General features: G+C 69.5%; 21 protein-coding genes. 12 read left to right on the top strand and 9 right to left on the bottom strand.

Going from position 1 to position 22,789, the window contains the following annotated elements:
* Position 1: 1 nt before the first annotated feature.
* The 6 genes from sctV to ssb form a co-directional block, all read right to left on the bottom strand.
* Entirely contained in the window at positions 2-2,344 is a 2,343-nt protein-coding gene (gene sctV, locus NJQ99_RS10290) for a type III secretion system export apparatus subunit SctV (RefSeq protein WP_269332741.1), read from the bottom strand.
* Positions 2,345-2,347: 3 nt separating this feature from the next.
* Positions 2,348-2,728 carry a tetratricopeptide repeat protein gene (locus NJQ99_RS10285; RefSeq protein WP_269332740.1) on the bottom strand — a complete coding sequence of 127 codons (381 nt, stop codon included), beginning with the start codon at positions 2,726-2,728 and terminating at the stop codon, positions 2,348-2,350.
* 4 nt (positions 2,729-2,732) lie between these two features.
* Positions 2,733-3,080: a hypothetical protein gene (locus NJQ99_RS10280; RefSeq protein WP_269332739.1), complete on the bottom strand. Its 348-nt coding sequence runs from the start codon at positions 3,078-3,080 to the stop codon at positions 2,733-2,735.
* A 93-nt stretch (positions 3,081-3,173) separates the two neighbouring features.
* Positions 3,174-4,163, bottom strand: a complete 990-nt coding sequence (locus NJQ99_RS10275) for a SctD/MshK family protein (protein WP_269332738.1) — start codon at positions 4,161-4,163, stop codon at positions 3,174-3,176.
* 142 nt (positions 4,164-4,305) lie between these two features.
* Positions 4,306-4,527, bottom strand: a complete 222-nt coding sequence (locus NJQ99_RS10270) for a hypothetical protein (protein ID WP_269332737.1) — start codon at positions 4,525-4,527, stop codon at positions 4,306-4,308.
* Positions 4,528-4,703: 176 nt separating this feature from the next.
* Positions 4,704-5,147 (bottom strand): single-stranded DNA-binding protein, encoded by a 444-nt coding sequence (gene ssb / locus NJQ99_RS10265; RefSeq protein WP_269332736.1) that lies wholly within the window; start codon positions 5,145-5,147, stop codon positions 4,704-4,706.
* A gap of 237 nt (positions 5,148-5,384) precedes the next feature.
* On the opposite strand from ssb, the gene NJQ99_RS10260 reads away from it, so the two are divergent.
* From NJQ99_RS10260 to NJQ99_RS10235, 6 genes are all read left to right on the top strand, one after another.
* Positions 5,385-6,449: a radical SAM/SPASM domain-containing protein gene (locus NJQ99_RS10260; RefSeq protein WP_269332735.1), complete on the top strand. Its 1,065-nt coding sequence runs from the start codon at positions 5,385-5,387 to the stop codon at positions 6,447-6,449.
* Positions 6,450-6,493: 44 nt separating this feature from the next.
* A complete protein-coding gene (locus NJQ99_RS10255; RefSeq protein ID WP_269332734.1) occupies positions 6,494-7,717 on the top strand; it encodes an ABC transporter substrate-binding protein in 1,224 nt (407 codons plus the stop codon).
* 18 nt (positions 7,718-7,735) lie between these two features.
* A complete protein-coding gene (locus NJQ99_RS10250) occupies positions 7,736-9,463 on the top strand; it encodes an ABC transporter permease (RefSeq protein ID WP_269332733.1) in 1,728 nt (575 codons plus the stop codon).
* Positions 9,463-10,122, top strand: coding sequence for an ATP-binding cassette domain-containing protein (locus tag NJQ99_RS10245; RefSeq protein WP_269332732.1), 660 nt, complete (start codon positions 9,463-9,465; stop codon positions 10,120-10,122). Before NJQ99_RS10250 ends, NJQ99_RS10245 begins: the two co-directional genes overlap by 1 nt.
* 72 nt (positions 10,123-10,194) lie before the next feature.
* A complete protein-coding gene (locus tag NJQ99_RS10240) occupies positions 10,195-12,717 on the top strand; it encodes a circularly permuted type 2 ATP-grasp protein (protein WP_269332731.1) in 2,523 nt (840 codons plus the stop codon).
* Entirely contained in the window at positions 12,714-13,598 is an 885-nt protein-coding gene (locus tag NJQ99_RS10235) for a transglutaminase family protein (protein WP_269332730.1), read from the top strand. Before NJQ99_RS10240 ends, NJQ99_RS10235 begins: the two co-directional genes overlap by 4 nt.
* Positions 13,599-13,670: 72 nt before the next feature.
* On the opposite strand, the gene NJQ99_RS10230 is transcribed toward NJQ99_RS10235, so the two are convergent.
* Positions 13,671-15,140, bottom strand: a complete 1,470-nt coding sequence (locus NJQ99_RS10230; RefSeq protein WP_269332729.1) for a DEAD/DEAH box helicase — start codon at positions 15,138-15,140, stop codon at positions 13,671-13,673.
* 251 nt (positions 15,141-15,391) lie between these two features.
* Positions 15,392-16,243 (bottom strand): FkbM family methyltransferase, encoded by an 852-nt coding sequence (locus tag NJQ99_RS10225; RefSeq protein WP_269332728.1) that lies wholly within the window; start codon positions 16,241-16,243, stop codon positions 15,392-15,394.
* 175 nt (positions 16,244-16,418) lie between these two features.
* On the opposite strand from NJQ99_RS10225, the gene NJQ99_RS10220 reads away from it, so the two are divergent.
* The 4 genes from NJQ99_RS10220 to NJQ99_RS10205 all read left to right on the top strand — a co-directional run bounded on the left by NJQ99_RS10220 (position 16,419) and on the right by NJQ99_RS10205 (position 19,258).
* Positions 16,419-17,564, top strand: coding sequence for an acyl-CoA dehydrogenase family protein (locus NJQ99_RS10220; RefSeq protein ID WP_269332727.1), 1,146 nt, complete (start codon positions 16,419-16,421; stop codon positions 17,562-17,564).
* An 86-nt stretch (positions 17,565-17,650) separates the two neighbouring features.
* Positions 17,651-17,977 (top strand): hypothetical protein, encoded by a 327-nt coding sequence (locus NJQ99_RS10215; protein ID WP_269332726.1) that lies wholly within the window; start codon positions 17,651-17,653, stop codon positions 17,975-17,977.
* A 262-nt stretch (positions 17,978-18,239) separates the two neighbouring features.
* Positions 18,240-18,833, top strand: coding sequence for a hypothetical protein (locus tag NJQ99_RS10210; RefSeq protein WP_269332725.1), 594 nt, complete (start codon positions 18,240-18,242; stop codon positions 18,831-18,833).
* 128 nt (positions 18,834-18,961) lie between these two features.
* Positions 18,962-19,258 carry an aquaporin gene (locus NJQ99_RS10205; RefSeq protein ID WP_269332724.1) on the top strand — a complete coding sequence of 99 codons (297 nt, stop codon included), beginning with the start codon at positions 18,962-18,964 and terminating at the stop codon, positions 19,256-19,258.
* Positions 19,259-19,362: 104 nt separating this feature from the next.
* On the opposite strand, the gene NJQ99_RS10200 is transcribed toward NJQ99_RS10205, so the two are convergent.
* Positions 19,363-20,403 carry a TRAP transporter substrate-binding protein gene (locus tag NJQ99_RS10200; protein ID WP_269332723.1) on the bottom strand — a complete coding sequence of 347 codons (1,041 nt, stop codon included), beginning with the start codon at positions 20,401-20,403 and terminating at the stop codon, positions 19,363-19,365.
* A 132-nt stretch (positions 20,404-20,535) separates the two neighbouring features.
* Between NJQ99_RS10200 and ehuR the strand changes: the two genes are divergently transcribed.
* Both ehuR and NJQ99_RS10190 read left to right on the top strand, forming a co-directional pair.
* A complete protein-coding gene (ehuR, locus tag NJQ99_RS10195; RefSeq protein ID WP_269332722.1) occupies positions 20,536-21,972 on the top strand; it encodes a MocR-like ectoine utilization transcription factor EhuR in 1,437 nt (478 codons plus the stop codon).
* Between the two features lie 148 nt (positions 21,973-22,120).
* Complete coding sequence (locus NJQ99_RS10190; protein WP_407933361.1) at positions 22,121-22,762, top strand: TRAP transporter small permease; 642 nt, start codon at positions 22,121-22,123, stop codon at positions 22,760-22,762.
* Positions 22,763-22,789 lie beyond the last annotated feature (27 nt).

The raw sequence follows: 22,789 nt of genomic DNA, 5'->3' as shown, positions 1-22,789 counted from the left end.
ATCAGCTGCCCTGGGGCGGACGCGGCGGAAGTCCCTGGCCCGCGAGCGGTGCGCCGCCAGCCGCACCGCCAGCCCCCGCGGCCGCAGCCGGGCGGGGAGCGAGAGGCGCCTGGCCCGGCACGAACCCGGCCGCGGGCCCTCCCCCTGGCGGTGCGAAGCCCGGCGCGCCGGGCTGTGCCGCACCCGCGGGGACGGCAGGGCCGCCTCCCGGCCGGGCGGTTGCCATCGGCGTCACGTTTCCGCCCGCCGCCATGGCTGCCGCACCGATCGACAGCACGCCGACGGGCTGAACCGTGAACTCCGGCGCCATTTCCTGCTGCGAGATGACCGGGCAGGCCAAGCCGTTGCCCTTGAGAAAACTGCGGAAGAAGCGGCGCACGTCGGCAGCCGTCAGGAAGATCGGCCGGCGGTTCTGGCGCGCGGCCTGGTCCATCTGCGCGCGGACCTGCGTCGTGAGCGTGCGCGAGGTCTGCTCGTCGAGCGCGAGGTAGCTTCCGACCGCGCTCTGCCGCAGGTTCCGGCGGATCATGTCCTCGAGCCCGCGGTCGAGCAGGAAGACCGAGATGATCCGGTTCTGGTCGGCGAGCCCGAAGCAGATCTGCCGCTTGAGCGCGCCGCGCACATGCTCCGTCAGCACGGCGGGGTCTGCCTCCTTCTGTCCCCATTCGAGCAGCGCCTCGAGGATGAGGCGCATGGAGCGGATCGAGACCTTCTCGTCGACGAGGCGCTTCAGCACGTCCGTCATGCGGGTGATGGGGACGACGCGCGACACCTCCGCCACGAGGTCCTGGTAGGTCTTGCCGACGATGGCCAGCAGCCGCTTCACCTCGTCCACCGTGACGAAATAGGAGGCATACTCCTCCTGCACGGCGACGACGCGGTCGACAAGCATCCAGTGCGCGTCGCGGTAACGGATGTCGAGTTCCTCGAGCCGGGCCCGTTCCTCCAGCGCGACATAGGTCCGCTCGATCCCGTCCTCGTCGCGCCGGACCTGGTAGGGGACGCCCGCCGCTTCCAGCAGGTCGGGGCCGTCGGGGATCAGCAGCTTGTCGAAGTCGATGGTGCCGCTGCCGACGGGGACGTGCTCGAGGTAGATCTTGTACTCCGAAGAGCCGAGCGACCCATCCCGGTCGTAGACGGGCGGCGTGAAGACGAAGCCGTATTTCTCGAGAATGCGGGTGCGGTGCGTGTTCGTCACTTCCCGCAGCACGAGCCGATCGATGAAATTGAACAGCTCCAACCCGGTCCGCACCTGGACAATCAATTCTTCCTGCGGCCGGTCGACGAATTCGGGGAGCGCCTCTCCGCCAGCACCGAGGTTCGCCGCGTCTGCCTCCGCCTGCACCGCCTGTTCGGCCTTCGCGGCCTTCCGGTCGCGGAAGAAATAAAGCAGGCTCAGGCCACCGAACAGGCTCGCCAGGAAGAGGAAGATCGCCGTCGGAAAGCCGGGGATCGCAGCGAGCGCCAGCATGATCACGGCCGCGACCTGGAGCGAGCGCGGCTCGGCAACGAGCTGGCGGGAGATGTCGCTGCCCAGGTTGGACTTGTCGTCGGTGGTGACGCGCGTGACGATGGTGCCGCAGGCGATGGAGGTGAAGAGCGCCGGGATCTGCGCCACCAGCCCGTCGCCGATGGTGAGGATCGAGTAGACGGCCACGGCCTCGCCCATGCTCAGGCCCTTCTGGAAGGCGCCGACGGCGATCCCCCCGATCAGGTTCACCGCCGTGATGATCAGGCCTGCTATGGCGTCGCCCTTGACGAACTTCATGGCGCCGTCCATCGCACCGTAGAACTGGCTCTCCTTGCTCAATTGGGTGCGCCGCGTGCGCGCCTCGGCCTGGGTGATCTCGCCCGAGCGCAGGTCCGCGTCGATCGCCATCTGCTTGCCCGGCAGCGCATCGAGGGTGAAACGCGCGCTCACCTCCGCCACACGTTCGGAGCCCTTGGTCACGACGACGAACTGCACGATGGTGATGATGAGGAAGATCACGAGGCCGACCACGAGGTTTCCCGCGATGACGAACTGGCCGAACGTCTCGATGATCTGGCCGGCCTCGGCATTGGACAGGATCAGGCGCGTCGTGGTGATCGACAACGCCAGCCGGAATATGGTCGCGAACAGGATGACCGCCGGCAGCGTGGAGAAGTCGAGCGGCTGACGCAGATAGATCGCCACCATCAGCAGCAGCACAGTCGCCGACATGTTGAACGCGAGCAGGAAGTCCACGATCAGCGTCGGCAACGGCAGGATCATCATGCCGATCGCCAGGACCAGCAGCGCGACCAGCATCAGGTCCTGCCGGGCCGCCACCTGCCCGAGCAGGCGAGAGAGCCGCGGGTTCATGGACTAGCCCGCCTTCGCAAGGCGCGTGGCGAGCAGGAAGGCGCCGTCAGCCTCCTCATTGCGTCCGAGGCGACGCAGGATGCGGGCGCGCAGCGTGTAGAAGGCCGCCGTGTCCGCCCGCGTCGAAAGTCCCTGCTCCACCATCTGGTCGAGCACGGTGAGCGCCACGTCGGCGCGCCCCTCGTCCATGAGCGCGATGGCCAGCCTGCGGGTGACGACGGGATTGTCCGGATCGAGGCGGACGGCGCAGCGCAACAGCGTCAGCGCGTCCCCGCCGCGCCCGGCGGACGTGAGCGCGCCCGCAAGGGCCACCATGGCCATGATCGGTGCCTGGGGCGGGCGGGACTGCGCCTCGTTGGCGCCGGGGGCGGGGGTGTGCGTCATGGCGCTACTCCCACCCGTCGTCGCGCGCAGCGGCCTGCCCGCTCAGCGCCTCGTCGAGCAGCGCGATGCCCGCAGCCCCCAGGTCGTCCGGGACCGCCGGGTTTCCGGCCAGCAGGTCGCGCGCGTCGTAGAGGCCCTGGGCATAGGCGCCGGGCGACTGCGGCGGAAGGCGGGCGAAATCGTCCACGCCCGTGACGCGACGGTCGACCTGCGAATTCTGGCGGTAGACGTCGAGGAGACCGGGGTCGAAAGGCGCAACCAGCGCCTGAGGGACGAACGGCTCGCCCTCATACCCGCCGGGGGAAAGGTCGGCGGGGAGAACCCGGTTGAGATCGATGGGGCCGCCGCTCACGGGACGCACACCTCACAAGGACAAGCAACATGGCGCGGTCGTTGCCGCACACCCTACGAGCCCCACCTCTCGCACGGTTTCATTGAAATTCTATCACAGGGCGAGTTCGATCTCGACTCCCTCGCGTTCGATGACCACTTCGCGGCCGGCGATCCGCACGATCCGCCAGCCGCCCGGCGCGACCGCGCCCACGGGCAGGCGCAGGCCGTCCTGCGTCACCACGTGCGACGGACCGCCCTCGATCGCCGAGATCGATACGAAGCGCGGCAGGTCCGGCGATTGCACGACGGCAGCCCTGGCCGTGGTCTGCGTCACGCGGACCAGCACCTCTCCCGCGACCCCGTCGATAGCAGAGTAGAGCCCGGCCCAGGCATCGTCCGTGCCGGGCCGCCGGGTGACGGCGAGCGTCACGATGCCGCTGCCCACGTCCACCTGGTGCGCCGCGACGGCGGGTGAGCGGGCGGCAAGTGCGTCGACGGCCGCCGCAACCTCCCGCAGGCGGTCGCGCGACGCGCGCGCCTCCGCCGCCGATACAGCGGACGTCAGCGCAGCACCGCCACCGCCGAACAGGCTCCCCACGACGGGAACGGCAACTGCGAGGAGCGCCAGCCCCGCCGCGATCGCGATCACGCCGGTGGTCGGGTTGACGGCGAAAGCGGCGCCCGTACCGGCACCCGCCTCGACATCAACATCCAATATCACGCTGCCGTCGACGGTCAGCGTCGCCGGAAAGGACACCTGGAGAGGCGTCTCGGTCCCTGCGGGCCCTATGCCTTCGATCTCGACCCGGCCGTCGAGGGCGAGAACCTCGAGAACGGGCGCGCCGAACCGCCGCCCGACCGTCAGCCTGCAGGCGCGTTCCGTCACGCCCTCGTCAAGCAGGACGATATCGCTGCCCAGCGCGGCGCCGATGGACACCCCGTCCGTGCCGACATCGCACGTCAGGAGCGCCCCGGCCTGCAAGCCCGTCCGGAATCCGAGGGACAACACCGGCAGACCGGCTTCCGGGCCCAGCGGACCCGCGGCCCCGCCCCCCGGACGCAGCCGGGAGATCGTGCCGACAATAGTCCCGCGAAGATCCATGACCTACCCGACCCTGTGCGCCGAAGGAAAATGGCGAGCCGATGTGCACCGGCTCGCCATCCAGCAATGCCCGGCAGTTTGGCGTCCTGGAACCGCTTCGCCTCGAAACGAGGAGGCGCGCTGAGCCTGCGACGCCAAACCCTTACTTCCGGCCAGCGGCCCCGATGCCCGCCCGGCCCGAGCGCTCCGTCTCGAGGTAGGTTTCGAGCATCTGGTTGTTGTTGTTGATGTCGTTGAGCGCCATCTGCGTTTCCATGCGGTCCTGGAAGTTCGCTTCCGCATTCGCAACCAGCTCGTCGCCCATTGCGCTCTGGCCGCCGCCGCTACCGCCCAGCGCACCGCCAATCAGACTACCAAGTGCCATAACACCACTCCTTCTCTACCCCAGAACCACGGACCGGTGGCACCACGCCGATGGTCCGAAACCAGTATCTCTCAATCTAATCGAATTTTCCCATTTTGCAACACATTTCGACTCAATTTTATATGCGTCAGCAATCTTGACATATTTGCCGGGCATGGCGCGCCGGTATATCCGGGTCAGGAAACCTTCACGGTCTTGAGCATGGCGAGCAGGCCGTCCGCCTCCGGCGCGTTGACGATCTGCCGCACGGTCTCGGCGTCGGCGGGGGTCTCCGCCTGCTCCACGCCCTGGTCGAGGATGCGGACCGTGCCGTCGCGGTGGACGAGGATGGCCAGCACCTCCGGCGCGTCGGGCTTCGACTCCTGCCGCATGGCGCGGATCGAACCTTCGATATAGACGCGCGCGCCCGTCTTGGCGCGGCGTTCGAGATAGCCCAGAAGATCCTTGCGGAAGCTGATGACCCGGTGCCAGTCCGCGCGCGACTTGCGCTGGCCGGTGTCGCGGTCGAGCCAGGTCACCCAGGTCGCAACCGCCATGGCGGCGTATTTCTGCCCGTCCGGCGCTTCCTGGATGACGGCATCGCGCCCGAGACGGCCGAGAAGCGTGACCTTGTTGATCATGACGAGCCCCGCAACGCTACAGATGACACCGGCGGCCCCGGAAGACGCGGAGGCCGCAAACACTGGACTTCCTCAGACTTCGCATGACTGTATCACAACGGGTCATGGCTTTCCAAGGCCGCGCGTCGCCGTCATCACCGCCGATCACAAATCCGTCAGGCTCTTTTCAGCGCGCGGCCGGTCGTGTCTCATGGGCGCCGAGGCAGTGCGCGAAGCAGGGAGCGGCAGGAAAACCCCATGGAATCCATCTATTACTCGATCAGCTGGGTCTGCCACCGGCGCTGCGTGCACTGCTACGAGGACCGCTTCCGTCCCTATGTGCGCGACGAGCTGAAGGCGGTGATCGGAGAATCGCTCGCCGCCTGGCCGAAGATCGTGGCGAACATGCCCGCGCGCATGACCTATCTCGACCTCGCAGACCCGCTGCCGGAAGGCGGCTACCGCGAGAAGACCGGACGCATCATCCTGTCGGGCGGCGAGGTGCTGCACAAGGCGGTGCGCAAGCCCGTGCTCTACCCGATCCTCGAGGCGCTGCAGGAGAAGTACGGCTCAGGCGGCGTGAAGGTCGTGGTGCAGACCACGGGCGACCTGCTGACGCAGGAGATCGTCGCCGACCTGCTCGCCCGCGGCGTCTGGATGATCTCCGTCGCGGGCATGGACGACTTCCACGTCGGGCTGGAGGGCGACAAGCGCGTGCCGCTTCAGGAGAAGCTCACCCGCTGGTTCGAGGCGGCGGGCATGGTCCGCTCCGGCCTGAAGGCCGCGACGCGCCAGTGGCACGAGGAGGACGGCCCGCTCTACAGCTTCTTCGGCGCAACCGAGGACGCATGGATCGGCAAGATCTGGCCGCGCGGGCGGGCCTGGACGAACGACCTGTCGCGCGCCGAGATCACGGACAATTTCTGCAACGCCTGGTCGGGCGGGCTCAATTTCCTCAACCACGGCTATTCGGGTTCGGAGGTCGCGGTCGACGCGGACGGCAACGTCTACCCCTGCTGCATGAAGACGAAGCTGCCGATCGGCAACCTGACCGAGGAGACGGTGGAGGAAATCCTCGACGACCTCGCCGGACACCCGGTCTACGAGGCGATCAGCATGGGCCACCCGGAACGCATGGGCCTCGCCCACGGCTGGGACATGGGCCGGTTCCTGGAAGAGAGCGAGACGGTGACGCCCGGCGGGCGGCCCTACCGCAACCTGTGCATCGGCTGCGACCGCTTCCACGAGAAGGTGCTGGGCCCGGTCATCCGCGACCTGCGGGAAAAGCGCCGCGCCCGCCGCATGGCGGCAGCCGCCGAATGATCCCGCTCGTGCCACCGTTCCCTGCCATGAAGGAAGCCACATCGATGATCCGACGCGCCCTCGGCCTTGCCGCCGCCGCGCTGCTTGCCGCAACCGCGCTGACCGGCGCGGCGCGCGCCGCCGACGCCCCCGACCCGGGCGACTGGGAGGCCGTGCTGAAGGCCGCGCAGGGCCAGACCGTCTACTGGAACGCCTGGGGCGGGGAGCCGCGCATCAACGCCTACATCGCCTGGGCGGGGGAGCAGGTGAAGGCGCGCTACGGCGTGAACGTGGAGCATGTGAAGCTCTCCGACACCGCCGACGCGGTCGCCCGCGTCGTGGCGGAGAAGACGGCGGGCCGCGACACCGGGGGCTCCATCGACCTCATCTGGATCAATGGCGAGAACTTCGCCGCGATGAAGCGCAACGGGCTGCTCTACGGCCCCTGGTCGGAGGCGATGCCGAACTACCGCTTCGTGGCGGACGGGGACCTCGTGAAGCTCGACTTCACCGTGCCGGTCGAAGGGCTGGAGGCGCCCTGGGGCAAGGCGCAGGTCGTGTTCATGTACGACACCGCCGAGATGCCGGTGCCGCCGCGCACCGCCGCCGATCTGCTGGCCTGGGCGCAGGCGAACCCGGGTCGCTTCACCTATCCGCAGGTGCCGAACTTCCTCGGCTCGACCTTCCTGAAGCAGGTGCTCTACGAGGTGACGCCAGACCCGTCGGTCCTGGTGCGCCCGGCGGACGAGGCCGGCTATGAGGCCGCGACCGCACCGCTCTGGTCCTATCTCGACGCGCTGAACCCGGTCCTGTGGCGGCAGGGCCGCGCCTTTCCGCAGAACTCCGCCGCGCAGCGCACGCTGATGTCGGACGGGGAGATCGCCATGGCCATCTCCTTCAACCCGGCGGAGGCGACCTCGGCCATCCTCAAGGACGAGCTGCCGGACACGGTGCGCACCGCCGTGTTCGAGGGCGGCACCATCGGCAATGCGAGCTTTGTGGCGATCCCCTACAACGCGACTGCGAAGGCCGGGGCCATGGTGCTCGCGAACTTCCTGATGTCGCCAGAGGCGCAGGCGCACAAGCAGGACCCGGACGTGTGGGGCAGCTTCACCATCCTCGACGTGGCCACCCTGGCCGAGGAGGACCGTGCGCGCTTTGCCGGGCTCGACCTCGGCATCGCGACGCTCGCCCCGGAGGCCCTTGGAACGCCGCTGCCGGAGCCGCATCCGAGCTGGATGACCCGGATCGAGGAGGACTGGGCGCGGCGTTACGGCGCCTCGCAATAGCGCCCGGGGAGCAAGGCCATGCCGCCCGTGAGGGCAGGAGGATCGCGTGCACTCGCCCTTGCTCCCGCGCTGACGCTGGCGCTGATGCTGGGTCCGCTGGCAGCGGGTCTCGGCGGGACGCTGCTTCCTGCGTTCGGCTATCTGCCCGCGCTCGGCGGCGAGGGCTTCAGCCTCGCCCCCTGGCGGGCGCTGTTCGCCGAGCCGGGCCTTGCGCGCGCCGCGCAGGTGTCGGCCTTCGTCGGCATCGTCTCGACGCTGATCTCGCTCGCCGCCGTCATGGCATTCTGCGCGGCCTGGCAGGGCACGCGCGCCTTCTCCCTGTTGCAGCGCGTGGTCTCCCCGCTGCTCTCGGTCCCGCACGCGGCGACCGCGCTGGCGCTTGCCTTCCTGATCGCGCCGAGCGGCTGGCTCGCGCGCATGGTCTCGCCCTGGGCGACGGGCTGGACGCGCCCGCCCGATTTGCTGATCGTGCATGACGAGGCGGGCCTCGCACTGGTCGGCGGGCTGGTGCTCAAGGAGATCCCGTTCCTGTTCCTGATGACGCTCGCCGCGCTCAACCAGGTCGACGCCGACGCCCGTGTCAGGCTTGCGCGCACGCTGGGCTACGGGCGCATGGCGGCGTGGCTGAAGGCGGTCTTTCCGGCGGTCTATGCGCAGATCCGGCTGCCGGTCTATGCCGTGCTCGCCTATGCCATGTCGGTCGTGGACATGGCGATCATCCTCGGTCCCACCAATCCGCCGACGCTGTCGGTGCTGGTGCTGCGCTGGGCGAACGATCCCGACCTCGCGCTCCGGTTCCAGGCGGCGGCGGGCGCAATCGCGCAATTGCTGATCGTGCTGGGGGGCCTCGCGCTATGGCGGCTGCTCGAGATGGGCATCGCGCGCGCGGGCCTGCGGGCGGCGACGGGCGGCGCGCGGATGACGCACGACGGCTGGGGCCGCGGGATCGCGCTGCTGCCCGTGGCGGCCATCGTCGCGGCGGTCATCGCGGGGCTAGCGAGCCTCGCGCTCTGGTCGGCGGCGCGCGTCTGGCGCTTTCCCGATGCCCTGCCAACGCGCTGGACCGCTGCGAACTGGACGGACAATGCGGCACGCGCGGGTGAACTGATCGCAACGTCTGCCGGGATCGCGGCGCTCGCGGCGCTGATCGCCCTGGTGCTCACCGTCGCGTGCCTGGAGCGGGAGACGGGCCGCACCCACACCGGGAGCCTCGGGGCGGAGCGGCTGTCGCGCGCGCTGCCGCTGCTCTATGCGCCGCTGATCGTGCCGCAGATCGCCTTCCTGTTCGGGCTGCAGGTCTTCTTCGTGCGCATCGGGATAGACGGGACGGCGGGCGCGGTCGTGTGGGCGCACCTCGTCTTCGTGCTGCCCTATGCCTTCCTCGCCATGGCCGACCCCTACCGCGCCTACGACCCGCGCTATGTGCGCACGGCGCTGTGCCTGGGGGTCAGCGGACGCGCCGCGTTCTGGCGGGTCAAGCTGCCGATGCTGCTGCGCCCGCTGCTCGTCGCCTTCGCGGTCGGCTTCGCGATCTCGGTCGGGCAATACCTGCCGACGGTGTTCGCGGGCGCGGGCCGCGTGCCGACCGTGACGACGGAGGCGGTCGCGCTCGCCGCCAGCGCCGACCGGCGGCTCATCGGCATCTTCGCGCTGCTGCAGGCGGTGCTGCCGTTCGCGGGCTTCGCGCTTGCCACCGCCATTCCGGCGCTGGCGTTCCGCTCGCGGCGCGGGCTACAGGTGCGCTGATGACGGATAGAACGCTCACGCCCGCTCCGCTTGCCCTCGACGGCGTGACAATCGCGCGGGGGGAACAGCGTCTTGTCGACCGGCTCAGCCTGACGGTCGCGCCGGGAGAGATCGTCACGCTGATGGGGCCAAGCGGCTGCGGCAAGTCCACGCTGCTCGCCTGGGTGTGCGGGACGCTCGCGCCCGCGTTCGCGGCTACGGGCCGGGTGCGGCTGGGCGACGCGGACCTGACCGCCTTGCCGCCGGAGGCGCGCCATCTCGGGATCCTGTTCCAGGACGACCTGCTGTTCCCGCACCTGTCGGTCGGCGGCAACATCGCCTTCGGCATCCCGCGCGCGGTAAGGGGCCGGGCGGCGCGCCGCGCCATCGTCGAGGAGGCGCTGGAGAGCGCGGGGCTCGCCGGTTTCGCGGACCGCGACCCGGCGACGCTGTCGGGCGGCCAGCGGGCGCGGGTGTCGCTCCTGCGGGTGCTGGTGTCGGGTCCGCGCGCGCTGCTGCTGGACGAGCCCTTCTCCAAGCTCGACGCGACGCTGAAGGACCAGTTTCGAGAAACCGTGTTCGCGCGGGCGCGCGCCGACGGCCTGCCGACGCTGCTGGTGACCCACGACCCGGACGATGCCGCCGCCGCCGGGGGCCGGGTACTGACGCTCTGGAGTTGACGGCCTAGCCAGGCGCCCGGCCAGTCACTAGGCTGGCGCGCACCTGCCCCCATGCCGGGAGACCCGCCGCCCTTGACCGAGCGACAGAGCCAGAGCGACGCAAGCGGGCCCCGGGCACGCGCGGGGAACGGTGGCGACATCCCGCTCTTCCCTGCCGCCGACCCGCTCGCGTCGGGCTACCGCGCGCTGCCGGGCGTGTGGGACGAACTGCTCGGCCCGGACGGCACGGTCCGGCCGCACTGGGCGGCCCTGCGCGAGACCCTGCGCGACATGGCGGAGGCGGAGGTACGCCGCAGGTTCGATGCCGCCGAGCGCCATCTGCGCGAGTCGGGGGTCGTGCATCGGGTCTATGACGACACGGGCAGCGGCGAGAGGCCATGGCCTCTGTCGCCCGTGCCGCTGATCCTGGAAGAGGCGGAATGGGACGCATTGCGCGCGGGCGTCGTGCAGCGCGCCGGCCTGATCGAGCGGGTGCTGGCGGACCTCTACGGTCCCGGGGATCTCGTGCGCGCAGGCCTCGTACCCGCGGCCGTTGCCGCCGGCAGTCCGGATTTCCTGCGGCCGCTGACCGGGAGCGTACCGGCGGGCGGACGGCATCTCGGCATCTACGCTGTCGACCTTGGGCGCGGGCCGGACGGGCGCTGGTGGGTGCTGGGCGACAGGACGCAGGCGCCCTCGGGCCTGGGTTACGCGCTGGAGAACCGCGCCTCCATCGCGGCGGCCTTCCCCGATCTCCTGCGCGGCATGGACGTCGCGCGCGTCGGCCCCTTTGCCGAGACGCTGCGCGAAGGGCTTGCGGCCCTGCGGAGGGGAGAGGACGGGCGGCTCTGCCTGCTGACGCCGGGGCCCCTGAACGAGACCTATTTCGAGCACGCCTACCTCGCCCGCCGCCTGGGTCTGCTCCTCGTGGAGGGCGACGACCTGACCGTGCGCGATGACGAGGTGCACATCCGCAGCGTCGGCGGCCTGCGCCGCGCCGACGTCATCTGGCGGCGGATCGACGGCGACTTCGCCGACCCGCTGGAACTGAACGCGGCCTCGCGCCTCGGCGTGCCGGGGCTCGCACGGGCGGCGCGCGCGGGCCGCGTCGCGCTCGTGAACGCGCTGGGGTCGGGCGCGGTGGAGGCGCGCGCCTGGATGGCCTTCCTGCCCGCGATCGCGCGGCATCTCATGGGCGCGGACCTCGCATTGCCGAATGTCGCGACCTGGTGGTGCGGCCAGCCCGCCGAACGGGCGGAGGTGGAGGCGCGCTTCGACGCGATGGTGCTCGCCCCCGCCTTCGGTCCGGTTCTGCCGGGGGTCCTGGACGGCGGCGCGAAGCCGGCGACGGCGCTCGGCCGGGCCGAACGGGATGCGGTCCATGCGGCACTCGCCCGCCGCGCCGTCGACCTCGTCGGGCAGGAGCCGGTCACGCTCTCCACCATGCCCATGTGGGACGGCGCGGCGATGGTGCCGCGGCCCGTCGTTCTGCGCCTCTTCGCGGTCGCCACGCCGGACGGCTGGCAGGTGCTGCCGGGCGGCTTCGCCCGCCTGTCGGCCGGTCTCGACGTGCGCGCGGTTTCCCTGCAGCGCGGGGGCGCCTCGGCGGATGTCTGGGTCGTGGGCGGCGGGGCGCTGCAGGCCGTGCCGCCACCCCCGCCACCGGCGGTCGAGGTCAGGCGGGGCCGTGGCGCGCTGCCGAGCCGGGCGGGAGACAATCTCTACTGGCTCGGACGCGCGCTGGAGCGCATCGACATGGGCCTCAGGATCGCGCGGGCCGCGGCGAGCCGGGGCGCCGACCCCACGGCGGAGGAAACGCGCGCGCTGGAGACGCTTCTCGACCTGGTGACGGGCTGGGGCATGCTGGCGCCCGTCACGCCGCGCCCACCCGGGGACGCCGCGGCCCATGCCCTGCTGTTCGGCGCTGCGCCCGCAGCCCTGCCGCAGCAGGTCGCGCAGGCGCAGGCGACCGCCGCGGCGATCCGCGACCGGCTGTCGCCCGACGCCTGGCGGGCGCTGGGCGACCTCGGGACGCTGCTCGCGCCGGGCATGCCGCCCGAGATGACCGGAACCCGGCTGACGGAGGCGTTGCGGATCGTGGCGGCGCTCTCCGGCCTCGTTCAGGAGAACATGAACCGCCTGACAGGCTGGCGCTTTCTCGAGATCGGGCGCCGGCTCGAACGGGGTCTCGCGATGTGCCGGCTGGCGCGCGTTCTGGCCGCGCCCGACGCGCCGCGCGCGAGCCTCGACATGCTGCTGGAGCTTGCCGACAGCCAGCTGACCTACCGGGTACGCTACGTGGCGCTGGCGGAGCGTGTGCCCGTTCTAGACCTCGTGCTGCTCGACCCCGAGAACCCGCGCTCGGTCGCCTTCCAGGCGGAGCGGATCGCCGAGCACCTGGCGGCCCTGCCCGGGCAGGGGGCGGACACGGACGCGCCCGAGGACGCCCGTCTCGCGGCCGGTCTGACGCACACGCTGGGGCGCGTCGCCGCGGCCGAGATCGGAACGGAAACGTTCTCCGCAGTGCTGCAGGGGCTTCTCGACCTCTCCGACGCGATCACCCTGCACTATTTCCACCCCGCCGAGCGGGTGCCGCCGGGGGAGGCGGGCCCATGATCCACGACGTGCGGCAGACGACGCGCTATGCCTATGCGCTGCCCGTGCCGACCAGCCGGCAGGTGCTGCGCCTCCTGCCAGCCGACCGTCCGGGCCAGCGGGTGCTGGCGGCGCATCTCGACGTCGCCCCCGCGCCCACAGCGCCGCTGCGTGAGGAGCGCGATTTCTTCGGCAACCGCATGGTGCATCTCGCGCTCGACCGGCCGCACCGCGAGCTTGCGCTGACCACCACGGCGACCGTCGAGGTGACGGCCCGCCCCCTGCCCGCCATCGGCGACACGCCGCCCTGGGAGGAGGTGCGCGACTTGGCAGCGGTGTCCCGGGCCTGGGGGCCGGATGCGCCCGCGCACTTCCTGATGCCCAGCCGCGCGGTCCCGCTGACGCGCGTCATCGCGGACTATGTGCGCGACACCTTCATGGACGGCGGCTGGATCCTTGCCGCGAGCCTCGACCTGATGAGCCGGATCCACGCGGACATGGCCTATGTGCCGGGTGCGACCGAGGTGACGAGCCCGCCCGGTGACGCCTTCGCGCAGCGCGCGGGCGTCTGCCAGGATTTCGCGCACATCATGATCGACGGCCTGCGCGGGCTGGGACTGCCCGCCCGCTATGTCAGCGGCTACCTGCGCACCGAGCCGCCGGAGGGCCAGCCACGGCTGGTCGGCGCGGACGCGACCCACGCCTGGGTCGAGGTCTGGTGCGGGCCGGAGGCGGGCTGGATCGGCCTCGACCCCACCAACAACATGGCGGCGGGCGGCGAGGATCATATCGTGCTCGCCATCGGGCGCGACTATGCGGACGTGGCACCGGTCGAGGGGGTTGTCGTCGCCTCGGGCGGGCACACGCTGGAGGTCGGCGTCGACGTGGTCCCACGCGGCTGAAGCACCCGCAAACGCAGAACGGGGCCCCGAAGGGCCCCGTCCGCGATCTCTGGATCTGCGTGCCTTTGCCGGTCAGGCGACGCGGCGCGCGGGCCGCCGCCCCTGACCGCCACCCTGGCCGCCGCGGTTACGGTTGGCCGCCTCGCCGCCCTGACCGCCCTGGGCACCCTGGCCCTTGGCGTGCTGGGGCTTGCCGCCGCCGAAGCCCTTGCCGCCGCCGGACTTCCGGCCGCCGCCCTGCTTGGGTCCGCCGTGGGCCTTGCCGGCCTCCGGCGCGCCGCCCTGGCGTTGCCCCTGGCTTCGCCCTTGGCCTTGTCCACGCCCCTGGCCCTGGCCGCGCCCGCGGCCGCCGCCGGAGCGTGCAGACTTGCCTGACTGGCGCACGGTGCGCGCCTCGGCCAGCGCGGCGTCATGGTAGTCGTGGCCGTCGTCCATCGGGACAGTCATGCGGATCGTCCGCTCGATCTGCTGCAGCGCGCCGATCTCGTCGGCATCGCAGAAGGAGATTGCCACACCCTCCGCCCCGGCGCGCGCAGTGCGGCCGATGCGGTGGACATAGGCTTCGGGCTCCACCGGCAGGTCGAAGTTGATGACGTGGCTGACGCCGTCGACGTCGATGCCGCGCGCGGCGATGTCGGTGGCAACCAGCGCCTTGACCTTGCCGTCGCGGAACGCCTGCAGCGCCCGCTGGCGTGCGCCCTGGCTCTTGTTGCCGTGGATCGCGTCGGCCCGGATGCCGGCCTTTTCGAGATACTCGGCCACCCGGTTCGCGAGGTGCTTGGTGCGCGTGAAGACGATGGCGCGCGTCACCTCGCGCGGGGCCAGCACGTCGCGCAGCAGTTCCCGCTTGGCGCCGCGGCCGACGAACAGCACGCGCTGGTCGATCCGCTCGACCGTGGTGGCGGCGGGCGTCACCTCGACCTGCACCGGATCGTCGAGCAGGCCTTGAGCAAGGCCGGTCACCGCCTGCGGCATGGTCGCGGAGAACAGCAGCGTCTGCCGGTCCTTCGGCAGCTTCGCGGCGATCTTCTTGACGTCATTGATGAAACCCATGTCGAGCATCCGGTCGGCCTCGTCGAGGACGAACACGCCCACGTCGCCCAGCGCCACATGCCCCTGGTTCATCAGGTCGAGCAGGCGGCCCGGCGTCGCGATCACCACGTCGATGCCGCGGGACAGCGCGCGGACCTGCGGGTTCTGGCCGACGCCGCCGAAGATCACGGTCGCGCGCAGCTTCAGGTGCTTGCCATAGGTCTGGAAGCTCTCGTGGATCTGGATCGCCAGTTCCCGCGTCGGCGCCAGGATCAGGGCGCGCATGGACTTCGGGGAGGCGCGGCGATTGTCTTCGGTCAGGTGCTGCAGGATCGGCAGCGTGAAGGCCGCCGTCTTGCCGGTGCCCGTCTGGGCGATGCCGAGGAGGTCGTTGCCCTCCAGCAGCGCGGGGATGGCCTGGGCCTGGATCGGGGTCGGCGCGGTGTAGCCTTCGGCGGCCACGGCGCGGCAGATCGGCTCGATCAGGCCGAGGGAAGCGAATTCAGTCATGTAAAACCTTGTCTTTCGGTCATGTGCGGCAGCCGCGCCGACCGGAATGGCGGCGCGGTTCTACCGGCGTTCGGTAAACCCGGGGCGCGCGCCACCTGCGGGGAGGGAGATTAAGTCTCGAACCTCTCGGGATGGGAGTGCCGGAAAGCCGGCAATCCACGCGCAATCGCAGAGAAACTCGACAGGCGAATTGCTCGCCCGGTGATCGTCATATAGGGGTGCGCTTCTGCTGCGTCAATCTTTTCCGGGGGTTATGCGCGTTCGAGCACGATGTTGAGCCTTGTGCGCAACACCTCGCGGTAGCCGTTCGCCTCCGCCAGCGCGACGCAATCGGTCTGCCAGCGCCCCTGCGCGTTCTCCAGCACGAGCACCCGGGGAAAGAGCGCGGGGTCGGCGTCGCGGAAGAACGGCACGAGGATCATGTCTTCGGCGCCCTCCACGTCGATCTTCATGCCGTCCACATGGGAAATCCTATGGCGTTGCATGAGAACCTGCATGGGCAGCGCATGGACGGTGACGGTGCGCCCGCCGGCCTCCCGCTGCACCTCGGCCTTGAGGCTCGCCTCGCCCTCGTTCCCGGCGGATAGGTGGAGCGTCATCTCCCCCTCCCGGTCGGCGATGGCGGCCTGCACCGCCTCGACCGGCAGATCGGGGTTCGCGCGGATGTTGAAGGCGAGGCGCGCATGCACGCTCGGCTGCGGCTCGATGGCGAGGACGCGGGCGTCCGGCCCCGTCACGCTCGCCACGAACAGCGCATAGCCGCCGACGTTCGCCCCGACGTCGAGGAACACCGCGTCCTTCGGGAGCCGCTCGGCCAGCAGCCTGCGCTCGGCGGGATCGAAATATTGCGGCGTGAAGAGCAGCCGCTTTTCCGCGACATTGTGGAAGGGATAGAGCCGCATCCGCACCGACCCGAACACCGTCGTGTCGACGGGGCGGTTGGCGCGGCGGATCCGCCCCATGCCGATCTTGCGGGCGAGGAAGGCCAGCCGCCGGGAAAGCCACCCCGTTCCGCGTCCCCGGGCGAACGCGATCAGCGCCGAGAGCGTCCGGTCCGGGGCGAAGGCCCCGAACGGCCGCTGCGCGGTTGTCTGTCTGGCCATGCGCGTTCCCGCCCGTCCCGGTTGCCGTCTTCTGCCGCTTTCCTAGCCCGGTCATGCGCCGAACGCCAGATGCGCGGCGGGTGCGCGTCGGCTATCCTCGTGCCCGACAGGCAACAAGACCGATCGGGCCCGCCAGCGAAAGGGCCTGCGAACGAAACGAGGGATACCGCCGCCGATGACGCCTTCGCCCTTCTTCTCCGAGGAGTTGCAGCAGTTCCGCGCCTCCGTCCGCCGCTTCGTCGAGACCGAGGTGCGCCCCCACGCCGCCGCCTGGGAGGCCGACGGCCTCGTCCCCCGCGCGGTCCTGCGCCGGATGGGCGAGCTTGGCTTCCTCGGCGTCCGCTATCCGGAGGAGTACGGCGGCTCCCACCTCGACACGCTCGCCACCGTGGTGCTGGCGGAGGAACTGGGCCGGTCGGGCTTCGGCGGCTTCGCGGTCACGGTGCTCGTGCATACCGACATGGCCTCGCCCCACCTCGCCCGCTTCGGCACGGCGGAGCAGCGCGCCCGCTACATGCCGGGCGTGGTCTCCGGGGAGACGATCACCGCGGTCGCCGTGACGGAGCCGGGCGCGGGCTCCGACGTCGCCGGCCTGAAGACGCGGGCGGAACGGCGCGGCAACGGCTGGGTGCTGACCGGCTCCAAGATGTTCATCACGAACGGCGTGCACGGCGACCTCTATTTCGTCGCCGCGCGCACCGACCCGGCCGCCAAGGGCTCGCGCGGGATTTCCATGTTCATCGTCGAGGCGGGCACGCCCGGCTTCGCCGTGGGCCGCGCGCTCGACAAGATGGGCTGGCGGTCGTCCGACACGGCAGAACTTGTCTTCGACGGGTGCCACTTGCCCGCCGACGCCCTGCTGGGGCAGGAGAACCGTGGCTTCTACCAGGTGATGGAGAACTTCCAGAACGAGCGGATCGTGCTCGGCGCCATGGCGATGGGCGAGGCGGCGCGCGCCATCGAACTGACGCTCGCCTATGTGAAGGATCGTCCTGCGTTCGGCGGCGTGCTCTGGGACAAGCAGGCGATCCGCCAGCGCCTCGCCGCCCGCGCTGCCGAGGTGGAGGCCGCCCGCCAGCTCGTCTACCACGCCGCATGGCTCGACGCGCACGGCCACGACTGCGTGAAGGAGGTGTCGATGGTCAAGGCGCACTGCGGCGAGCTGGTCAACCGCGTCATGTACGACTGCCAGCAGTTTCACGGCGGCTTCGGCTACATCCGCGACAGCGAGATCGAGCGCATGGCCCGCGACGCGCGCATCCAGGCGATCGGCGGCGGCGCGACCGAGGTCATGCTGGAAGAGGTCGCCAAGCGCATGTGAGGGAGGGTTTGGTGAAGTTACCGATTTGACAGTACCGGCAGGTCATACTTAGCTATGCCAAGCAATGTCCAGTGGCGTGAGGTAGCATGTCCGATCCCGAAGACCCTGCCGCAGTGTCCAAAAAGCAACTTGACTTGAAGGCATTGAAGGCGGCTTTCGATGCCAGTCTGGAAGCAACCTACGCGTCACGTTTCGAAATTCTGCCGGCCCCCTTTGAAGGGCATATCGTCCTGGCAATCGGCGCGGCTGCCAAGATTGGGTTCAGCGACACGGACGGAGGAACGAAGCAGTTCGACGAGGTGCGGATAAAGTCTGCCTTTATTATCAACAAGGCGTTCGCAGAGAGGCTCGTCGAAAAGCTGAGCGCCGAGTTTGAACTGAGTGGGCCCAAGCCCCCCCACACAGACACGTGATCGGGCCATGGCCGCTGCTGTGATCGTGGACTTTCCCTCACAAAACAATACCGCTGAAGGATTTCAATTCGGGAGCAATGCGCACCAAATATCGGAAAATCCATCGTCAGATGAGGTGAAAACTGGCGCAACTGGAAGGCAAGAACGCCAGAGGAAAGAGGCAGACACCACTGCCTCCGCAGAAACTCCTGCGAACGTCGATTGGGGATACGATATATTGGTATCAAGGCCCCCGGAAGACACGCCGACAGACAGGGATGACATGTCGAGTTCCGAGCATCCGACCCGTGACGAGATGGAAGCCCACCTGCGCGCCGTAAGTGCGGAGAACAATGCGCATTTCTCGGGCCTGTCCGCGCGCATCGATGTCCTCGCGTCCCGCGTCGAGGGCGCGGTGAATGGGGTCGGCACGAGGATGGATGCCCTGGCGTCCAGGATGGACGCGCAGTTCGAAGTCGTGAAGTCGAAGGTGGACAGCGAGATCGCGACCGTTCGCAGCGAGATCTCGGACGTCAGGACGAGGTTGGATGCGCAGGCGGTTGCGACATCTCATCTGCCGACGACTCGTACGCTCATTACGACCACGATTTCCGGAGTCAGTTCCGGAGTCTTGGCCGTGGGCGCACTCCTCATAGGTATTCTTACATGGGGCGGCGACCGCTTCTCCGGCGGCGTTCAGGTTGCTTCGGTATCCGTCCAACAGGCCACTGAGGCACGGGAACTCGCGACGCAGAATGCCCGGAACATCGCGCAGAACACCCGGAACATCGAGGAATTGAGCGCAATGGTGCGTCAGCTCCTCGCCAACCAGCCGCCCAGCGCCAGTGGCGCGCCTCAACCCGGCGCGAACGACTAGACGCAGGAATCCACCCGCGCCGTACTTCCCCCGCCTATCCTTACATTGACGTTTCGTTAAGCATATCCCCGGCTTAGGAAATATCTCCGGGGAACAACGTTACTTTGCGCTTGCAGGAGTTGGGGGATATGCGGATTTTCATCGCAGAGGTCGTGGGCACCTTCTGGCTGGTGTTCGCGTCGCTGGGCGCGGCGCTGTTCGCGGCGGGCTTTGCGCCGCTGGCCATCGGCCTCTGCCTGACGCTCATCCACCTGGTGGCGATCCCGGTCTCCAACACGTCGGTCAAGCCGGCGCGGTCCTTCGGCATCGCGGTGCTGGACGGCCAGACCTGGTCGCTGGCGCAACTCTGGCTGTTCGTGGTGGCGCCGGTCGCGGCCGGCATCGTCGGCGCGCCCGTCTATCGCTTCATCAACGACGAGCGCTGAGGCGGGCCAGAAGAAAGGCCGGCCCCGGTTGGGCGGGACCGGCCTTGTCTCGGGGTGCGCCCGGGCGGACCGCCGTCCGGGCGCATCTCTTTCGGGAGGGGGCGTCAGGAGGCGCCCATCTCCTCCTCGGCTTCCTTGATGTCGGCCTGCAGGCCCTCGAGGACCATCTTGCCGCTTTCGCCGGTCATCTCGACATATTTGTCGCGGACGCGCTGAGCCGCCTCGCGGAACACGGCGCGCTCCTCCTCGGTCAGTTCGATGATCGTGATGTCGGGCTTGGCTTCCTTGATCATCTCCAGGCGCTCGGTCGCGAACTCCCGCTTCACGTCGAAGATGTAGTCGGCAAGCTCGCCGATGGTTTCATTGACCATCTTGCGCTCATCGGCCGACAGCTCGTTCTGGAACCAGTCGTTGTTGGTCACGACGGTGGTCGTGAACTCCTGCTGGCCGGCGAAGATCATGTAGTCCTGAACCTCGTAGAACTTCATCTCCTGGATCGCGAACACCGGGTTCACCTGGCCGTCGATCTGCTTCAGCTGAAGCCCGCCATAGACCTCGCCATAGGGCATCGGCGTCGGGCTTGCGCCGAACGCGGAATAGGCCTCGACCAGCATCGGCGACACCATGGTGCGCATCTTGAAGTTGTCGAAGTCCTGCGGCGAGCGGATCTCCTTGTTCGCCGTCCAGACCATGTCGCCTTCCGGATACATGGTGAGCAGATGCAGGTTCTTCTCATGGAAGCTCGACTGCAGCGTCTCGTAGATCACGTCGCTCTCGCTCAGGACCTTCTTGTTCACCTCGTCGTTCTGCGACAGCAGATAGGGGATCGAGAAGACCTGCACCTCCGACACGAGCGTGCCGAGGTGGCCGGGCGAGGAATTGGCGAACTGGATGGCGCCTTGCGTCACCAGTTCGGTCAGCGCCGCGGACGTGCCGAGCGACCCATAGGGATAGATCGTGACGGTGATGTCGCCGCCCGACTTCTCCTCGATCAGCCGCTTGAATTCCTGGGCATAGCGGTCCTGTACGCTGCCCTCGATCTCTTCGATGGCGAACTTCCACTCCGCCGCGTGCGCCGCCGTCATCAGCCCGGCGGCGAGGATCGCAGCGGCCACGCCGCCGCCCAGTCCTGTCTTGAGGATCATCCGATCGTCCTCCTGTCTCTTCGGAAACGTCACGAAGCAGGCGCATTCCGCGTGGCGGGATGCCGCCGCGGTGCTAAAACGCCACAATGGGCCTTCGTGATCATAGATAGTCATGGTATGTGGTGAATTGTCATGGTTCAAGGGTTAAATTGTAATGGTCCGGAAGAGCCCGCTGCGGCGGGCGCGAGCTGGTGCCCCGACCTGACCGGGATTCCGGGACCGCGCTACCTGGCGATCGTCGGCGCGCTGGAGCAGGCGGTCGAGGCGGGGACGCTGGCCCCCGGCGCCCGCCTGCCCACGCACCGGGGGCTGGCCCATGCGCTGGGGGTCAGCGTTCACACCGTCTCCGCCGCCTATGCCGAGGCCGAACGGCGCGGTCTGGTCAGCGGCGAAACCGGGCGCGGCACCTTCGTGCTGGGGGGCGGCGCGTCGGCGGGGTCCTTCTTTGCCCGCCGCCGGGATGCGGGGCTGATCGACATCGCCATCAACCGTCCCGTGACGACGCGGGAGCATCTCGACGCCTTCCGGGCAACGCTCACCGCGCTCGGCGCCGACCTGCCGGAACACACCGTCTCCTCCTGCCGCCCGGTAGCCGGAATGGACGCGCACCGTGCAGCCGGCGCCGACTGGATCGGCCGGCGCGGCCTTCGCCTGCCGCCGGAGCAGATCCTCGTCACCAATGGCGCCGCGCATGGGCTGCTCGTGGTGCTGGCGGCCCTCACGCGGCCCGGCGACCTCGTCGTGACGGAGCGGCTGACCGACAATGGCCTGATCGCGCTGTCCGGCATCCTGCATTTTCGCCTGCAGGGGCTGGAAACCGATGCCGAGGGTCTGCTCCCCGACGCCTTCGAGGCGGCGTGCGCCGCCGGCGATGTGCGGGCGCTGTCCGTGACGCCCTGCTTCACGAATCCGACGGCGGCCATGATGGGAACGGAACGTCGGCAGGCGATCGCCGCCGTTGCGCGCCGGCACGGCGTGGCAATTGTCGAGGATGACGTCTACGGCCATCTTGCCGCCCACGCGCCGGCTCCAATGGCGGCGCTGGCGCCGGAGGTGTCCTACTTCGTCACCAGCTTCACCAAGACGCTCGCCCCGGGCCTGCGCATCGGTTACGTGGCTGCCCCTGCCGAGGCCATGGCGCGGCTCGCCACGCACGCCAGGGCCACCTCCTGGATGGCGGCACCCTTGCTGGGCGAGATCGCGGCGCGCTGGGTCTCCGACGGGACGGCCGACCGCCTGCTGCGCCGGCAGCGCGCACTGCTCGAAGACCGGCACAAGGTCCTGGCGCGCGTTCTGGACGGCTTCGGCCTCGCCACCGCCCCGCATGCTCCCCATGCCTGGTTGACCCTGCCGGAGCCCTGGCGCGCCGACAGCTTCGTGGCCGAAGCCCGCCTCAACGGCATCGCCCTTCCGCCGACCGAGGTGTTCGTAGTCGGCCGGGAGCATGCGCCGCACGCGGTGCGCCTGAGCAAGGGTGCCCCCGAAGGCCTCGCCCTGTTCGAGCGGGCGCTCGGCATCCTTGCCGGGATGCTGCACCGCGAACCGGAACCGCGGGCCCACGACATCTGACGGCCTGGGGCTGGATCCGGCCGCCGGCTTTGTACCATGACAATCGCTCTCTTGACATGAATTGTCTTGGCCCAAAGCATAGGGGCACCTGACGGACCGCCCCATGACGGCGCGGTCCGCGAGACGCGAACGCCGCAAGCGAGAGGGAGTGAGGCCTTTGAGCGACGAGCGGCCGGCCGCCGCGACGGACGGCGGTGACGGGACAGAACACGAACCCGGGCAAGGCCACGGCGGACGTCCGCGCGGCTGGCTGGCGCCCCTGTCGGCCGCAGACCGCGTTATCGCCCGTGTGGAGGCGATCATCCTCGCCTATGGCGTGCTGCTGATGGCGGCCAATTCCGTCGGCAACGTCGTCGGCCGCTTCGTCTTCGGGCGCAGCCTCTATTTCACCGAGGAGATCAACCAGTTCCTGATCGTCCTGGTGACGTTCGTCGGGCTCGGCTACGCGGCGCGCAAGGGCCGCCACATCCGCATGTCGGCGGTCTACGACCAGTTCGGCGACACCGGACGCAAGGCCCTGATGCTGCTGATCGCGGGCGGCACGGCGGCGGTGATGTTCGTGCTCGCCTGGTATTCCTGGTCCTATGTCGACGGGCTGGCGCGCCGGGGCACGGTCACGCCGTCGCTGCAGATCCCGCTCTACCTCACCTATCTGTGGGTTCCCGTGGGCTTCGTCATCACGGGCATCCAGTACGTGCTGACCGTGGTGCGCAACCTCCAGTCGCCGGACGTCTTCATCTCCTACGAGCAGATCGACGCCTACGACGAGGTCGAGGAAACCGCGCTTTGAGATGACCGGGACCGGAGGGCCCAGCCC

The sequence above is a fragment of the Futiania mangrovi genome, assembly GCF_024158125.1.
GTDB lineage: Bacteria > Pseudomonadota > Alphaproteobacteria > Futianiales > Futianiaceae > Futiania > Futiania mangrovi.
The sequence above is the reverse complement of the archived record's forward strand: the minus strand, read 5'-3'. Positions and strand labels throughout refer to the sequence as shown.

Bases quoted from the DNA above. Each gene is read 5' to 3' on its own strand.
- sctV (WP_269332741.1), bottom strand. From the start codon at position 2,344: ATGAACCCGCGGCTCTCTCGCCTGCTCGGGCAGGTGGCGGCCCGGCAG.
- NJQ99_RS10285 (WP_269332740.1), bottom strand. From the start codon at position 2,728: ATGACGCACACCCCCGCCCCCGGCGCCAACGAGGCGCAGTCCCGCCCG.
- NJQ99_RS10275 (WP_269332738.1), bottom strand. From the start codon at position 4,163: ATGGATCTTCGCGGGACTATTGTCGGCACGATCTCCCGGCTGCGTCCG.
- NJQ99_RS10270 (WP_269332737.1), bottom strand. From the start codon at position 4,527: ATGGCACTTGGTAGTCTGATTGGCGGTGCGCTGGGCGGTAGCGGCGGC.
- ssb (WP_269332736.1), bottom strand. From the start codon at position 5,147: ATGATCAACAAGGTCACGCTTCTCGGCCGTCTCGGGCGCGATGCCGTC.
- NJQ99_RS10260 (WP_269332735.1), top strand. From the start codon at position 5,385: ATGGAATCCATCTATTACTCGATCAGCTGGGTCTGCCACCGGCGCTGC.
- NJQ99_RS10255 (WP_269332734.1), top strand. From the start codon at position 6,494: ATGATCCGACGCGCCCTCGGCCTTGCCGCCGCCGCGCTGCTTGCCGCA.
- NJQ99_RS10250 (WP_269332733.1), top strand. From the start codon at position 7,736: ATGCCGCCCGTGAGGGCAGGAGGATCGCGTGCACTCGCCCTTGCTCCC.
- NJQ99_RS10245 (WP_269332732.1), top strand. From the start codon at position 9,463: ATGACGGATAGAACGCTCACGCCCGCTCCGCTTGCCCTCGACGGCGTG.
- NJQ99_RS10235 (WP_269332730.1), top strand. From the start codon at position 12,714: ATGATCCACGACGTGCGGCAGACGACGCGCTATGCCTATGCGCTGCCC.
- NJQ99_RS10230 (WP_269332729.1), bottom strand. From the start codon at position 15,140: ATGACTGAATTCGCTTCCCTCGGCCTGATCGAGCCGATCTGCCGCGCC.
- NJQ99_RS10225 (WP_269332728.1), bottom strand. From the start codon at position 16,243: ATGGCCAGACAGACAACCGCGCAGCGGCCGTTCGGGGCCTTCGCCCCG.
- NJQ99_RS10220 (WP_269332727.1), top strand. From the start codon at position 16,419: ATGACGCCTTCGCCCTTCTTCTCCGAGGAGTTGCAGCAGTTCCGCGCC.
- NJQ99_RS10215 (WP_269332726.1), top strand. From the start codon at position 17,651: ATGTCCGATCCCGAAGACCCTGCCGCAGTGTCCAAAAAGCAACTTGAC.
- NJQ99_RS10210 (WP_269332725.1), top strand. From the start codon at position 18,240: ATGTCGAGTTCCGAGCATCCGACCCGTGACGAGATGGAAGCCCACCTG.
- NJQ99_RS10205 (WP_269332724.1), top strand. From the start codon at position 18,962: ATGCGGATTTTCATCGCAGAGGTCGTGGGCACCTTCTGGCTGGTGTTC.
- NJQ99_RS10200 (WP_269332723.1), bottom strand. From the start codon at position 20,403: ATGATCCTCAAGACAGGACTGGGCGGCGGCGTGGCCGCTGCGATCCTC.
- ehuR (WP_269332722.1), top strand. From the start codon at position 20,536: ATGGTTCAAGGGTTAAATTGTAATGGTCCGGAAGAGCCCGCTGCGGCG.